The sequence below is a fragment of the Rhizobacter sp. genome (genome assembly GCF_031412075.1).
Classification (GTDB): domain Bacteria; phylum Pseudomonadota; class Gammaproteobacteria; order Burkholderiales; family Burkholderiaceae_C; genus Rhizobacter.
The window spans coordinates 1-14,086 of the sequence record NZ_JANOCG010000226.1 but is presented as its reverse complement, the minus strand read 5'-3'; the positions used below and the strand labels follow the sequence as shown (position 1 = coordinate 14,086).

General features: G+C 63.9%; 11 protein-coding genes. 6 read left to right on the top strand and 5 right to left on the bottom strand.

From position 1 onward, the window contains the following. Positions 1-708: hypothetical protein (locus RMO40_RS07915; protein ID WP_309718734.1), on the bottom strand; the 708-nt coding region annotated here is incomplete at its 3' end. Positions 709-729: 21 nt separating this feature from the next. Beyond that, positions 730-2,040: a sn-glycerol-3-phosphate ABC transporter substrate-binding protein UgpB gene (gene ugpB, locus RMO40_RS07910; RefSeq protein WP_309718731.1), complete on the bottom strand. Its 1,311-nt coding sequence runs from the start codon at positions 2,038-2,040 to the stop codon at positions 730-732. 233 nt (positions 2,041-2,273) lie between these two features. Here ugpB and RMO40_RS07905 point away from each other — a divergent pair, with 233 nt between their 5' ends. Next, positions 2,274-6,185, top strand: coding sequence for a DUF3683 domain-containing protein (locus tag RMO40_RS07905; protein ID WP_309718728.1), 3,912 nt, complete (start codon positions 2,274-2,276; stop codon positions 6,183-6,185). Positions 6,186-6,264: 79 nt separating this feature from the next. Here RMO40_RS07905 and RMO40_RS07900 read toward each other — a convergent pair whose 3' ends face one another. Continuing rightward, positions 6,265-7,248 carry a tripartite tricarboxylate transporter substrate binding protein gene (locus RMO40_RS07900; RefSeq protein WP_309718725.1) on the bottom strand — a complete coding sequence of 328 codons (984 nt, stop codon included), beginning with the start codon at positions 7,246-7,248 and terminating at the stop codon, positions 6,265-6,267. 67 nt (positions 7,249-7,315) lie between these two features. Between RMO40_RS07900 and RMO40_RS07895 the strand changes: the two genes are divergently transcribed. The 3 genes from RMO40_RS07895 to ubiE are packed head-to-tail and all read left to right on the top strand — an operon-like array spanning position 7,316 to position 8,965. Then, complete coding sequence (locus RMO40_RS07895; protein ID WP_309718723.1) at positions 7,316-7,804, top strand: HIT domain-containing protein; 489 nt, start codon at positions 7,316-7,318, stop codon at positions 7,802-7,804. After that, the gene (locus RMO40_RS07890; protein WP_309718720.1) at positions 7,801-8,217 is read left to right on the top strand and encodes a gamma-butyrobetaine hydroxylase-like domain-containing protein; all 417 of its coding nucleotides are present in this window, start codon (positions 7,801-7,803) and stop codon (positions 8,215-8,217) included. The genes RMO40_RS07895 and RMO40_RS07890 overlap by 4 nt, the downstream gene beginning before the upstream one ends. Positions 8,218-8,233: 16 nt before the next feature. Further along, positions 8,234-8,965, top strand: coding sequence for a bifunctional demethylmenaquinone methyltransferase/2-methoxy-6-polyprenyl-1,4-benzoquinol methylase UbiE (ubiE, locus tag RMO40_RS07885; RefSeq protein WP_309718718.1), 732 nt, complete (start codon positions 8,234-8,236; stop codon positions 8,963-8,965). A gap of 268 nt (positions 8,966-9,233) precedes the next feature. Here ubiE and RMO40_RS07880 read toward each other — a convergent pair whose 3' ends face one another. Together RMO40_RS07880 and RMO40_RS07875 are read right to left on the bottom strand one after the other, a co-directional pair. After that, a complete protein-coding gene (locus RMO40_RS07880) occupies positions 9,234-10,319 on the bottom strand; it encodes an acyltransferase family protein (protein WP_309718716.1) in 1,086 nt (361 codons plus the stop codon). A 40-nt stretch (positions 10,320-10,359) separates the two neighbouring features. Further along, the gene (locus RMO40_RS07875) at positions 10,360-11,697 is read right to left on the bottom strand and encodes a nucleotide sugar dehydrogenase (RefSeq protein WP_309718713.1); all 1,338 of its coding nucleotides are present in this window, start codon (positions 11,695-11,697) and stop codon (positions 10,360-10,362) included. A gap of 218 nt (positions 11,698-11,915) precedes the next feature. Between RMO40_RS07875 and RMO40_RS07870 the strand changes: the two genes are divergently transcribed. Beyond that, positions 11,916-12,857, top strand: a complete 942-nt coding sequence (locus RMO40_RS07870; RefSeq protein WP_309718710.1) for a glycosyltransferase family A protein — start codon at positions 11,916-11,918, stop codon at positions 12,855-12,857. Positions 12,858-13,340: 483 nt separating this feature from the next. After that, positions 13,341-14,086, top strand: a 746-nt coding sequence (locus RMO40_RS07865; protein WP_309718707.1) for a right-handed parallel beta-helix repeat-containing protein, incomplete at its 3' end; no start/stop codon positions are given.

The window sequence follows — 14,086 nt, the reverse complement described above, 5'->3', positions numbered from 1 at the left end:
CATCGTGTCGTATGTGCTGCGCAGTTTTGGTGTCGATTGGAACCACCTGCTCAACAGCGAACACGCGATGACGCTGATCGTGCTGGCCGCGGTGTGGAAGCAGATCTCATACAACTTCCTGTTCTTCCTGGCCGCTTCGATCAGCGAACGTGGAATGCTTTGCAGCCCGGCGAGAAAGAAGAGAAAGTTGTACGAGATCTGCTTCCACACGGCGGCCAACACAATCAGCGTCATCGCGTGTTCGCTGTTGAGCAGGTGGTTCCAATCGACACCAAAACTGCGCAGCACATACGACACGATGCCGATCGACGGGGCGAACATGAACAACCACAACACCCCGGCTACCGCCGGCGCCACCGCGTACGGCGAGATCCGCAGCGTGCGGTAGACCAGCGCGCCTTTGACGACCCGGTCGGCAAACACCGCCAGCAGCAGCGAGATGGACAGGCCCAGGCCGGCCACCAGCACCGAGAACACGGCGGTGGTCTTGAACGAGGCAAGGTAGGTCGCGTCCTTCACCAGGTTGGCAAAGTTTTCCAGGCCGACCCAGCTGGTCGACATGCCGAACGCATCAGACTGCTGGAACGACTGCAACAAGGCCTGGCCCGCCGGCCAGAAGAAAAACACGGCGATCACGACCACCTGGGGCGCAATCAGCACCCAAGGCAGCCAGCCCGATCGGAAGACGACGCGTTTTTCTGAAGCCACAGAAGCAGGCGGTCCTGTGACTTACTTGTTGGCCTTCTCGAAGCGCTCCAGCAACTCGTTGCCCCGGTTCACAGCGCTGTCGAGCGCGTCCTTCGGGGCCTTCTTGCCAGCCCACACCTGCTCGAGCTCTTCGTCCATGACGGAGCGGATCTGCAACATGTTGCCCAGGCGAACGCCGCGCGACCTGTCGGTGGTCTTGCGGATCATCTGGTTCACGGCGGTGTCGGTGCCGGGGTTCTGCTTGTAGAAGCCCGACTTTTCGGTGACGGCGAATGAGGCCAGCGTGATCGGCAGGTAGCCAGTGCGCTGGTGGCTCTTGGCCTGGATTTCGGCGTCGGTCAGGTAGTTGAAGAAGGCCGCCACACCCTTGTACTCGGCCGGCTTCTTGCCAGCCATCACCCACAACGAAGCGCCGCCGATCACGGTGTTTTGCGGCGTGCCCGGCACGTCGGGGTAGTAGGGCAGGGTGGCGATGCCGAAGTCGAACTTGGCGTTTTTCTTGATGCTGGCGTAGGTGGACGACGAGGCCGTGGCCATGGCGCACTCACCCGAGTAGAAGCTCGCGTCGGCGGCGTTGCCGCGACCGCGGTAGACGAACAAGCCCTGCTTGGCCATGTTGGCCAGGTTCTCGATGTGGCGCACGTGCAGCGGGCTGTTGAAGACCAGGCGCGCGCTGGTGCCGCCGAAGCCGTTGTTCTGCGTGGCAAAGAGTGTGTTGTGCCAGGTCGAGAAGCTCTCCAGCTGCGTCCAGCCCTGCCAGCTGGTGGTGAAGGGGCAGCTCACGCCCGAGGCCTTGAGCTTGGCGGCGGCGAGCGCCACTTCGGGCCAGGTGGTGGGCGGCTTGGCCGGGTCGAGGCCGGCCTTGCGGAAGGCGTCTTTGTTGTAGTTGAAGACGGTGGTGGAGCTGTTCAGCGGAAAGCTCAGCATCTGCCCGTTGGGCGCGGTGTAGTAGCCCACCACGGCGGGGATGTAGGCCTTGGGGTCGAACTTGTGGCCGGCGTCGGCGAGCACCTTGCCCACGGGCACGATCGCGCCCTTGGCTGACATCATCGTGGCGGTGCCCACCTCATACACCTGCAGGATGTGCGGCGCGGTGCCGGCGCGGAAGGCCGCGATCGCAGCGGGCATGGTCTCGTCGTAGGTGCCCTTGTAGGTGGGCACGATTTTGTAGTCCTTCTGGCTGGCGTTGAAGCCGTTGGCCAGGTCGAGCACCCAGTCATTGAGACCGCCGGTCATCGAGTGCCACCACTGGATTTCAACCTGGGCCTGGGCGGGGCCTGACAGGGCCAGGGCCAGAAGAGATGAGACGAGCGCGAGGGGTTTGTTGTTCATGACGACTCCGTTGTTGTGAACCTGAGGCTTGTGGCCAACAGGTCAGTTTGCGTCAGGCTTGTGACAGGCGTGTTTATGTCGCTTATGCGCGGTCACAACAACGGGGATAACCCCGCTGGGTTTTATGAGCGCACGAGTGTCGCTGCGCATGGCCTTACCCGGGCGCTGCCCCGGAGGGCTGCGGTACCATTCGTTTCCAAGTGCATAGCAGGCGCACCAGACGCCTGGAGCCCATGAACGCACCGATTCCGCTGAACCAGATCACCGCCGCAGCCGACGCTGCGCACAACGCGCCCCGGCTGCGCGAAATTCCCTACAACTACACCTCGTTCTCCGACCGCGAGATCGTGATCCGCCTGCTGGGCTCTCATGCCTGGGAGTTGCTGAACCGCCTGCGCGAAGAGCGCCAGACCGGCCGCTCGGCACGCATGTTGTACGAGGTGCTGGGCGACATCTGGGTGGTGCAGCGCAACCCCTACCTGCAAGACGACCTGCTCGACAACCCGCGCCGCCGCAAGCTGCTGATCGAGGCCTTGCACCACCGCCTCGGCGAAGTGCAGGCGCGTCGCAATCCGGCGAGCGATGCGTCGCGTGACGGGTTTGTGGGTGAGCTGCTGCAGGCGGCGAGTGCGGCCGTGAAGTCGTTTGCCGAGCAGTTTGAGCGGGTGGCCGACTTGCGCCGCAAGACCACGCGCGTGCTGGGCCGCCACACCGCGAAAGACAACATCAAGTTCGACGGCCTGTCGCGTGTCTCGCACGTGACCGACGCCACCGACTGGCGTGTCGAGTACCCCTTTGTCGTGTTGACGCCCGACACCGAGGCCGAGATGGCCGCGCTGGTCAAGCACTGCATCGAGCTCGGTCTGACCATCATCCCTCGCGGAGGTGGCACCGGCTACACCGGCGGCGCGATTCCGCTGACCTGGAACAGCGCGGTCATCAACACCGAGAAGCTCGAGGCGATGACCGAGGTGGAGCATCTGCGCCTGCCGGGCATGGACCGCGACGTGGCCACCATCTGGACCGAAGCCGGTGTGGTCACGCAGCGTGTGGCTGATGCCGCCGAGCGCGCGGGCTTCGTGTTTGCCGTCGATCCCACTTCGGCCGAAGCCTCGTGCATCGGCGGCAACATCGCCATGAACGCCGGCGGCAAGAAGGCCGTGTTGTGGGGCACCGCGCTCGACAACCTCGCCTCGTGGCGCATGGTCACGCCCGAAGCCAAGTGGCTGGAGGTGACGCGCCTCGACCACAACATGGGCAAGATCCATGACGTGGCGATGGCCACCTTCGAGCTGAAGTACTTCGACGCCTCGGGCAAGGTGCTCGAGCGCACCGAACAACTCGCCATCCCCGGCCGCACCTTCCGCAAGGAAGGCCTGGGCAAGGACGTGACCGACAAGTTCCTCGCCGGCCTGCCCGGCATTCAGAAAGAAGGCTGCGACGGCCTCATCACCAGCGCTCGCTGGGTGGTGCACAAGATGCCGGCGCACACGCGCACGGTGTGCCTCGAATTTTTCGGCAATGCGCACGATGCGGTGCCGTCGATCGTCGAGATCAAGGACTTCATGTTTGCCGAGGCCAAGGCGGGTGGCGCCATCCTCGCCGGCCTGGAGCACCTGGACGACCGTTACCTCAAGGCCGTGGGTTACGCGACCAAGAGCAAACGTGGCGGGTTACCGAAGATGGTGCTGGTGGGCGACATCGCCGGTGACGACCCCGACGTGGTGGGGCGGGCCACCAGCGCAGAGGTGCGCATTGCCAACAGCCGAGCCGGTGAAGGCTTCGTGGCGGTGAGCGCCGATGCGCGCAAGAAATTCTGGCTCGACCGTAAGCGCACGGCCGCCATCAGCAAGCACACGAATGCGTTCAAGGTGAACGAAGACGTGGTGATCCCGCTGCCGCGCATGGGCGAGTACACCAACGGCATCGAGCGCATCAACATCGAGCTGAGCTTGCGCAACAAGCTGGCGCTGGTCGATGCACTGGAGTCGTTCTTCGAAACCGGCAACTTGCCTTTGGGCAAGAGCGACGATGCCGGTGAAATCGCTTCAGCCGAGTTGCTGGAAGACCGCGTACAGCAAGCTTTGGCCTTGCTGAAAGAGGTGCGCTCGCTGTGGCAGCTGTGGCTCAACGACCTCGACGCGCTCGACCCGCAAACCGGCCGCAGCTACTTCGTGGCCCTGCAAGACCACACGCTGCGCGCCTCGTGGAAGACGCAGGTCCGCGCTAAGCTGCAAGACATCTTTGCCGGCTCGGCCCTGAAGCCCATCGTCGACGAGTGCATCCGCATCCACAAAGAGGTGTTGCGCGGGCGTGTGTGGGTGGCGCTGCACATGCATGCCGGTGACGGCAATGTGCACACCAACATCCCGGTGAACAGCGACAACTACGAGATGCTGCAAACGGCGCACGAAGCCGTGGCCCGCATCATGAAGCTGGCGCGCAGCCTCGACGGCGTGATCTCGGGCGAGCATGGCATCGGCATCACCAAGCTCGAGTTCCTGACCGAAGACGAGATTGCCGCCTTCACCGCCTACAAGTTGAAGGTTGACCCCGAGGGCCGCTTCAACAAGGGCAAGCTGCTGCGCAACGACGCGCTCAAGGCCGACCTGACCAACGCCTACCCGCCGAGCTTCGGTCTGATGGGGCATGAGTCGCTGATCATGCAGCAGAGCGACATTGGCGACATCGCCAACTCGATGAAAGACTGCCTGCGCTGCGGCAAGTGCAAGCCGGTTTGCGCCACCCACGTGCCGCGCGCCAACCTGTTGTACAGCCCGCGCAACAAGATCCTCGCGACATCGCTGCTGGTCGAGGCCTTCTTGTATGAGGAGCAGACACGCCGTGGTGTTTCGATCAAGCACTGGGAAGAGTTCGAAGACGTGGCCGACCACTGCACGGTGTGCCACAAGTGTTTGAGCCCCTGCCCGGTGGACATCGACTTCGGCGATGTGTCGATGAACATGCGCAACCTGTTGCGCAAGATGGGCAAGAAGAGCTTTCGGCCGGGCAACAAGCTGGCGATGTTGATGCTCAACACCACCAACCCCGAGACCATCAAGTTCCTGCGCACGTTGATGGTCGACGTGGGTTTCAAGGTGCAGCGCACCGCCAACAACCTGCTGCGCGGCTTGGCGAAGAAGCAGACCGCGGCACCCAAGTCATCGGTGGGCACGGCGCCGATCAAAGAGCAGGTGATCCACTTCATCAACAAGAAGCTGCCGGGTGGCCTGCCGAAGAAAACGGCGCGCGCGCTGCTGGACATCGAAGACAAGAACTACGTCCCGATCATTCGCGACCCGAAGACGACCACGGCCGACACCGAAGCGGTGTTCTATTTCCCGGGGTGTGGTTCGGAGCGCCTGTTCTCGCAGGTGGGCCTGGCCACGCAGGCGATGCTCTGGCATGCGGGTGTGCAGACCGTGCTGCCACCGGGCTATCTGTGCTGCGGTTATCCGCAAAAGGGCAGTGGCCAGTTCGACAAGGCCGAGAAGATCATCACCGACAACCGGGTGCTGTTCCACCGCGTGGCCAACACGCTGAACTACCTCGACATCAAGACCGTGGTGGTGAGTTGCGGCACCTGCTACGACCAGTTGCAGGGTTACCAGTTCGACAAGATCTTCCCGGGCTGCCGCATCATCGACATCCACGAGTACCTGCTCGAGAAGAACATCACCTTGGCCGGCGCGGGCGGGTATCTGTACCACGACCCTTGCCACTCGCCGATGAAGCTGCAAGAGCCGATGAAGACGGTGAAGGCGCTGCTGGGCGACAACGTGCTCAAGAGCGAACGTTGCTGCGGCGAGAGCGGCACGCTCGGCGTGACGCGGCCCGACATCGCCACGCAGGTGCGCTTCCGCAAGGAAGAAGAGCTGTTGAAAGACGAGGCCAAGCTGAGGGATCTCATGAAGGGCGCCGAGGGCGGCGCGGGTGCTGCCGATGCCAAGGCCAACGTGAAGATCCTCACCTCGTGCCCGAGCTGCCTGCAAGGCCTCACGCGCTACGGCAACGACCTCAACAACGGCCTGCTCGAAGCCGACTACATCGTGGTCGAGATGGCCAACCAGATCCTCGGGGCCGACTGGATGCCTGAGTATGTGGAGAAGGCCAACGAGGGCGGCATCGAGCGAGTGTTGGTCTGAGCCAGTATCGTTCGCCCTGAGCCTGTCGAAGGGCAGCGCGGCACGCTGGCTTCGACGGGCTCAGCCCGAACGGAGCTTTTTACTCCGCCGACAAACCACGCTCCTTGATGAGCGCGTGCCAGAAGGTCGTTTCCTTCTGCAGGAAGTTCGTGAGCGCGGGGCCGTCCGACGGCGTCACTTCCAGCCCGAAGTCTTCCAGCCGTGCCTTCACCTCGGGCACGCTGATGGCCTTGCTCAGCTCGCTGCTCAAACGCGCCACGATGTCGGCCGGTGTGCCCTTGGGCACGAACAGACCTTGCCAGGCCGTGACCTCGAAGTCCGTGATGCCGATCTCGTCGAGCGTGGGCACATCGGGCAATGACGGGATGCGCTTCTTCGACATCACTGCCAGCGCCTTGACCTTGCCGCCGCGAATTTGCGGCAGGCCGGCCGCGGTGTCGAGCACCATCATCGGCACCTGGCCGGAAATCACGTCTTGCACCGCCATCGCCGTGCCACGGTAGGGCACGTGCACGATGAAGCTCTTGGTGCGGTCTTTCAGCAGCTCCATCGCCAGGTGGTGCGGGCTGCCCACGCCGGGTGAGGCGTAGCTGTACTTGGCGGGGTTTTTCTTCACCTCGTCGAGCAGCTGCCTGGCGCTGGTCAGGCCCGAGCCCGGGTGCACCGCCAGGATCAGCGGGAAGCGCGCCATGAAGCCCACCGGCACCAGATCCTTCGGGTCATACGGCAGCTTCTTGTACATGGCGCTGTGGAACACCATCGCGCCGTTGTCGCCGGTGACGATGGTGTAGCCATCGGGCGTCGATTTGGCCGCGTGGTCGGTGCCGATGATGCCGCCGGCGCCGGGGCGGTTGTCGATCACCAGCGTTTGTCCAAGCTGCTTGCCGAGCTGCGGCGCGAGCTGGCGGGCGAGAAAGTCGGAGCCACCGCCGGCCGGGTAGGCCACCACCCAGCGCACCGGTTTGTTGGGCCAGGCGGGAGTTTGTGCCACGGCGGGCGTGACCAGGGTGGAGGCAAGGGCCAGGCCGAACAAGCGGCGAGACAACAAGGTGGGTGCAGTCATGGTGAGCGGCTCACAGGCGGGTGGGGTGGCGTGCATCTTATCGAGGGTGATCGCCATAATCACGCGCATGACGGACACCTTCAAACCGCCCCCTGATGCCGTGCCGGCCTGCGAGCTGTGCCAGCAGCCCGGCGGCCCACTCGTGTGGGCACGCGACGCGTGGCGCGTGGTCCGCGTCGTCGATGCCGAGTTCCCTGCCTTCTACCGCGTGATCCACCACCACCACGTGGCCGAGTTCACCGACCTGCCCGAGCCGCAGCGCCAGCGCTGCATGCAGCTCGTGGGCACGGTCGAGCGGGTGCTCATCGAACGCCTGCGGCCGACCAAGATCAACCTCGCCGCGTTCGGCAACATGGTGCCGCACCTGCACTGGCACGTGATCGCGCGCTTCGACTGGGACAGCCATTTCCCGAAGCCGGTCTGGGGGGCGCGCCAGCGTGAGGTACAGCCCATGCCCACGAGCCGCCTGGCTTGCAATTTGCACGAACTCGATTCCGCCATCGCCACGGCGCTGGGCTTGGCTACACTGACCCAAGCACCTGGCGCGACACCATGACCGGACTGAACCCCTCAACCCCCACGCCGACGACGATCACCGTGCACCAGCAATCGCGGGTGTTGGAGGTGGGCTTTTCGGATGGGCGCGAGTTCCGCATCCCCTTCGAGCTGATGCGCGTGTATTCGCCCTCGGCCGAAGTCAAAGGCCACGGCCCCGGGCAAGAGGTGCTGCAAACCGGCAAGCGCCTGGTCGAGGTGGTCACGCTGGAGCCGGTGGGCAACTACGCCGTGCAGCCCACGTTCTCCGACGGCCACAACACCGGCATCTTTTCCTGGGACTACCTCTACTTCCTGGGCTCGCAAGAGGCCGAGTTGTGGAAGCAATACGAGACCCGGCTGCAGCTGGCGGGCGCGAGCCGCGACCAGCCGATGCCCGCGCCTGCGGCATCTGCCTGCGGGCACCAACATTGAGACAAGGTCACAGACCATGAGCGCCACCCATTTTGGTTTCCAGACCGTCGACGAAACAGAAAAAGCCACGCGTGTGCGCGGCGTGTTCGACTCGGTCGCATCGCGCTACGACGTGATGAACGACCTCATGTCCATGGGCCTGCACCGCGCCTGGAAGGCCTACACCGTGGCCGTGGCCGCGTTGCGTGAAGGTGACAAGGTGCTCGACATTGCCGGGGGCACCGGCGACTTGGCGCGAGCCTTCGCCAAGAAGGTCGGCCCGCGCGGCACCGTGGTGCACACCGACATCAACGAAGCCATGCTGCGCCAGGGCCGCGAGCGTTTGCTCGATGAGGGGCTGGCCTTGCCGACCTCGATCTGCGACGCCGAGTCATTGCCTTTTGCCACCGGCAGCTTCGATCTGGTGAGCGTGGCCTTCGGCCTGCGCAACATGACCCACAAGGACAAGGCTCTGGCCGAGATGTGCCGAGTGTTGCGCCCTGGCGGCCGCCTGCTGGTGCTGGAGTTTTCGAAGGTCGCCGCGCCGCTTGAGAAAGCCTATGACTGGTACTCGTTCAAGGTACTGCCGCGCATCGGCCAACTGGTGGCCGGCGACGCTGACAGCTACCGCTACCTGGCCGAGTCGATCCGCATGCACCCGGGCCAGCAAGAGCTCAAGGCCATGATGAAAGCGGCCGGCTTCGGCCATGTGGATGTGCACAACCTCAGCGCCGGTGTGGTGGCGCTGCACGTGGGCATCAAGTGTTAGGGCCTGTTCACACTAAATGAGCACCCGCGCCGGGTCATGGCGAGGTGCAGGGCAAGGCGCGGGCGAGGCCGTGTGCCTTTGGCACACAACGAACCCGCAACGCCGCCGTGCGCCTCGCCATGGCCCGGCCCTTCGGGTGATCTCATCAAAAGCCCGCCCTCAGCGTTGCAAATGCTCGCTGTAGCAAGTGCTACAGCTGTGCTTTGCGCCTCGATGGCGGGCTTTTGATGAGTCACGCGGGTGCTCATTTAGTGTGAACAGGCCCTAGTCACTGGCGCGCCGCATCGGCGGTAGAAGGGCCGTCTTCGCGGCTGCTGAGGCGTGGTTTGCGGCTGCGCCGCCCGAGCTTCACCATCGGTTGCTCGATCAAGTGGTAGGAGAGCACGGCGGCCGGTATGAGCCAGAACGCCGAGAACGGCGGCGAGATCGAAGGCGAAGCGGTGAACAACTGCTGCCACAGATAGAGGCTGAACGAGATTTTCCCCACATAGCGCAACGGTGGCCAATCAAGCACTGCCGCGAAGTAGCCACGATTGACGGTGGCGCGCAGGATGAGCCACGCAATCGCCAAGGGCAGCACCAATGCCTCGATGGAGATGCGTATCTGGTACGAGAGGTGACCCACTGCTCCACTCGCCACGACGACGCAGGCCACCACGCACAAGGCGGCACACGCACTCAAGACGCTGCGGTATTTTCCCGGTGCGGCGAGTCCGTCGCGGTAGTGGGCAAACAGCACGCCAGCCGAGATGCAGCCGAAGTGAGACGCGATCGTCCGGTAGGTCGACCACTGGGGCGTGTTGGGCAAGGCCAGCAGGGTGAGCAGCGGGGTCACCGCCAGGAAAACGTGAATGGCGGCAAACAGTGGCGCTTTGCGGGCCCGTGGCGTCAGCACGAAAAGCAGGGGAAACAGCAGGTAGAACTGCTCTTCGTAGGCGAGCGACCAGGTGTGACCGACGAACCATCCGCAATCGAGGCTGGGCGCGTTGCAGACGAACACGCTCGCCCAGCCCACACCGGCGGGGGCTTGTGAGATCCACCCCGACAACGAGAGCGCCAGCACCGTGCCGAGGTAGACGAAGTAGGCTGGAAGGATGCGGAAGATGCGCCGCCGGTAGAAGCCCGTCATGCTGAGAGTGCCGGTGGCGGCTTCTTCCTTGAGCGCCAATCCAGCAATCAGGAAGCCGCTGATCACGAAAAACACCTTGACGCCCAGTACTGCGAGGTAGCCGGCCAAAGCCGACTTGTCTCCTTCGAGAAAGCGGTAGTTGACGAGATGCCCGCCGATCACGAGCAGGATGCTCAGCGCGCGCCATCCGTCCAGGGTCGGAATTCTTGCCGTCGGTGCAGTCATGTCGTGCGGGCGGGCCGGCTTCTCAGCCTCAGGCGGTGTTTCAGGTGAACTGATTCGTGCCGCGGCCGATGCCCTGGTACTCGAAGCCCAGTTCCTTCATCAGCGCAGGCTCGTACAGGTTGCGCCCGTCGAACACGATGGGTTGCTTGAGCATGCTCTTGATCTGCTCGAAGTCGGGGCTCTTGAATTCGCGCCACTCGGTGAGGATCAACAAGGCATCTGCGCCTTCCAGCGTGCTCTTCACGTTGTCCACGATGGTCAGCGCCTCGACATGGCTCAGCACACGGTGGGCTTCTTCAGCCGCGGCCGGGTCGTAGGCCACGATGGTGGCGCCCATGCGAGCCAGTTGTGCGATCACTTCGCGGCTGGGCGCGTCGCGCATGTCGTCGGTGTTGGGCTTGAAGGCCAGGCCCCACATGGCGAAGCGGCGGCCGCGCAGGTCGGAACCGAAGCGCGCCACCACCTTGTCGACCAGCACCGTCTTTTGTCTTTCATTGGCGCGGTCGACGGCGTTGAGCACCATCAGGTCGATGCCGTATTCCTTGCCGGTGCGCATCAGCGCGTTCACGTCTTTCGGGAAGCAGGAGCCGCCGTAGCCCGTGCCGGCGTAGAGGAACTGGTAGCCGATGCGTGGGTCGCTGCCGATGCCCTTGCGCACGAGTTCGATGTCGGCGCCGACCTTTTCGGCCAGCAGCGCGAGTTCGTTCATGAAGCTGATGCGCGTGGCCAGCATGGAGTTGGCGGCGTACTTGGTGAACTCGGCGCTGCGCACATCCATCACCAAGAGGCGCTCGTGGCTGCGAATGTAGGGCGCGTAGAGCGCGCGCATCAGCAGCACCGAGCGTTCATCGTCGGCGCCCACCACGATGCGGTCGGGGCGCATGAAGTCTTCGACCGCCGCGCCTTCCTTCAGGAACTCGGGATTGGAGACCACCGCGAAGTCGACGGTCTTGCCGCGCTGGGCCAGCTCTTCGGCAATCACGGCCTTGACCTTGTCGGCGGTGCCTACCGGCACCGTGCTCTTGTCGATGACGACCTTGTAGTCGGTCATGTAGCGGCCGATGCTGCGAGCGGCGGCCAGCACGTACTGCAGGTCGGCCGAACCGTCTTCATCGGGCGGTGTGCCCACGCCGATGAACTGCATGGTGCCGTGGTTGACGGCGCGCTCGACATCGGTGGTGAACTGCAGGCGGCCACCTGCGACGTTGCGCTGGACAATCTCTTTCAGCCCCGGCTCGTAGATCGGGATGCCACCGTCGTTGAGCACCTGGATCTTCTTCGCGTCCAGATCCAGGCAGACCACGTGGTTGCCCATCTCGGCCAGGCAGGCGCCCGTCACGAGACCCACATAGCCGGTTCCAATAATCGTCACCTTCATCAATCGATCTCCGCTGAGTTTCTCGCTGGAGCACGCTGGGCGGGAACCCGGTGTCTACAATCCGTGCGCGACGAGAGACGCCTGCGCTGCGAGTGATGCCGGATGTTGCCAGCAAGCGCTTGCAGCACCCCCCCCTCGGACAGAGGGTTTCCCCGGTCAGGCTTCACCACCGAGACTGAAAACGTCACGCTGCGTGCCCTCGACACCACAGTGCCACGATGAACTTGAAAGCCGCAATGCCCGAGAAGCAAGACAAGTACGTGTTGATTTCACCGTGTCGCAACGAGGCCGACTTCATGCGGCAGACGCTCGACACCGTTGTCGGCCAGTCGCTTCGGCCCACCAAGTGGGTGATCGTCGACGACGGGTCGACCGACGAGACGCCGGCCATCCTGGCCGAGTATGCAAAACGTCACGACTGGATCGAGATCGTGACCCGTGCCGACCGCGGTCATCGGGCGGTCGGGCCTGGCGTGATCGACGCGTTCTACTCCGGCTACGCGACCATCAACCCGGACGAGTTCGACTACCTCTGCAAGCTCGACCTCGACCTGCGCCTGCCCCCGCGTTACTTCGAGACCCTGGTCGAACGCATGCTGGCCAACCCCCGCCTCGGCACCTGCAGCGGGAAAGCCTACCTTGAAAGCGCAGGGGAGCAGATCAGCGAGCGGCACGGCGACGAAAACTCACTCGGCATGACCAAGTTCTATCGCGTCAGCTGTTTCAAGGAGATCGGCGGTTTCGTGCGCGAGGTCGGCTGGGATGGCATCGACGGCCACAAGTGCCGCATGAAAGGCTGGACGGCCACCAGCTGGGACGAACCCGACCTGCGCTTCGTCCACCTGCGGGTGATGGGCGCCAGCCACAAAGGCATCTACACCGGGCGCTACCGCCAGGGCTACGGGCAGTACTACATGGGCACCGGGTTCTGGTTTCTGGCCGCCAGCGTGCTGTCGCGCCTGAACCAGAAGCCCTATGTCCTGGGCCAGCTGAGTGTGCTCTGGGGCTGGGTCTGGAGCGCGTTGCGAGGCATGCCGCGATACCACGATCTGGAGTTTCGGCGTTTCCTGCGCCGTTACCAGCGGCGTGCGCTGCTGGTGGGAAAAAAGCGCGCAACCGAAGAGTGCGCCGACAACGCTACCCGACCATCGACACGGTAACGTCCCGCTTGAGGTCGCTTACCAATTGCGACAATTGCGCCGTTTGACGGCCGCAGTCTGCCCAGAAAATGTCAGCTAATTTGCCTCGGGCGACGACGGCACTTGGTGTCATGACGATTCTGGTCACGAAACCGGTCACAACCGCCCGGCATACAACCTGCAGCATCTTGCTGACCGACAGGCCTGCGACGAGCGGAACAGACCATGACAGCAAGCAACAAACACCTGAATCTGACAAAGCTCTGGCTCTCCGTGGCGGCTGTCGCTTTGGTAAGTGGCTGCGGAGGCGCCGGCAACGAAGAGATTTCGGGATCGCCGATCAACCCGCCGCCGCCAGTCGGTTCGCCTCCCCAGGCGCCAACGCCTCCTGCTCCGGCACCGGCTCCGGCACCGACCCCACCGGCCCCAGCTCCTGCCCCCACCCCTCCAGCGCCAGCGCCGGCTCCGGCTCCGGCTCCTTCCCCGCCAGCCCCTGCCCCTGGCGTGGCTGTGACCTATTACTTCTCCGACTGCCAGAGCGGCGCCGCGGTGGGCTGCCTGCCCGGCAGCAACGCAAGCGCGGGCACCCAGGCGGCTCCGAAGCAGAACCTGGCCGGCATCAACGTGAACACGCTGCCTGCGGGCTCACGTCTGCTGTTCGCCCGTGGTGGTGCATGGAATTGGTCGCAGACCACCCTGGAGAACACACGCACAACCGCTGCTGCGCCCCTGGTGTTCGACGCCTACGGCACGGGCCCTGCACCGACGTTCAGCCAATCCTCGGGCAACATGTTCAACCTGGGCGGTGGCTGGAACAACACCAGCAACGATGGCGGCTACACCTTCCGCAACATCAAGTTCGACGGACGCGGCACGGCGGAGTGGGGCTTCTGGTTCGTCCATACGGTGCGCGACGTGGTGATCGAAAACAGCGAGATCACCGGCTTTCGCATCGGGGTCAACTCGAACGACACCGACGCACACACCGTGCGTGGCATCACACTGCGCAACAACAACATCCACCACAACCGCGCCATGGGCCTCCTGGGGCACTACAGCGACCTGCTGATGGAAGGCAACCTGATTGAAGCGAACAACTTCAGTGGCAGCGGCTTCGACCACGGCAGCTACATCGGTGGGGGCCAGAACATCACCATCCGCAACAACCGCTACATCCGCAACTCGGTGGTCAACGGCGTGTGCCAAGGTGGCAACATGACTTTCCACGGCCAGATCGACGGCCTGGTGAT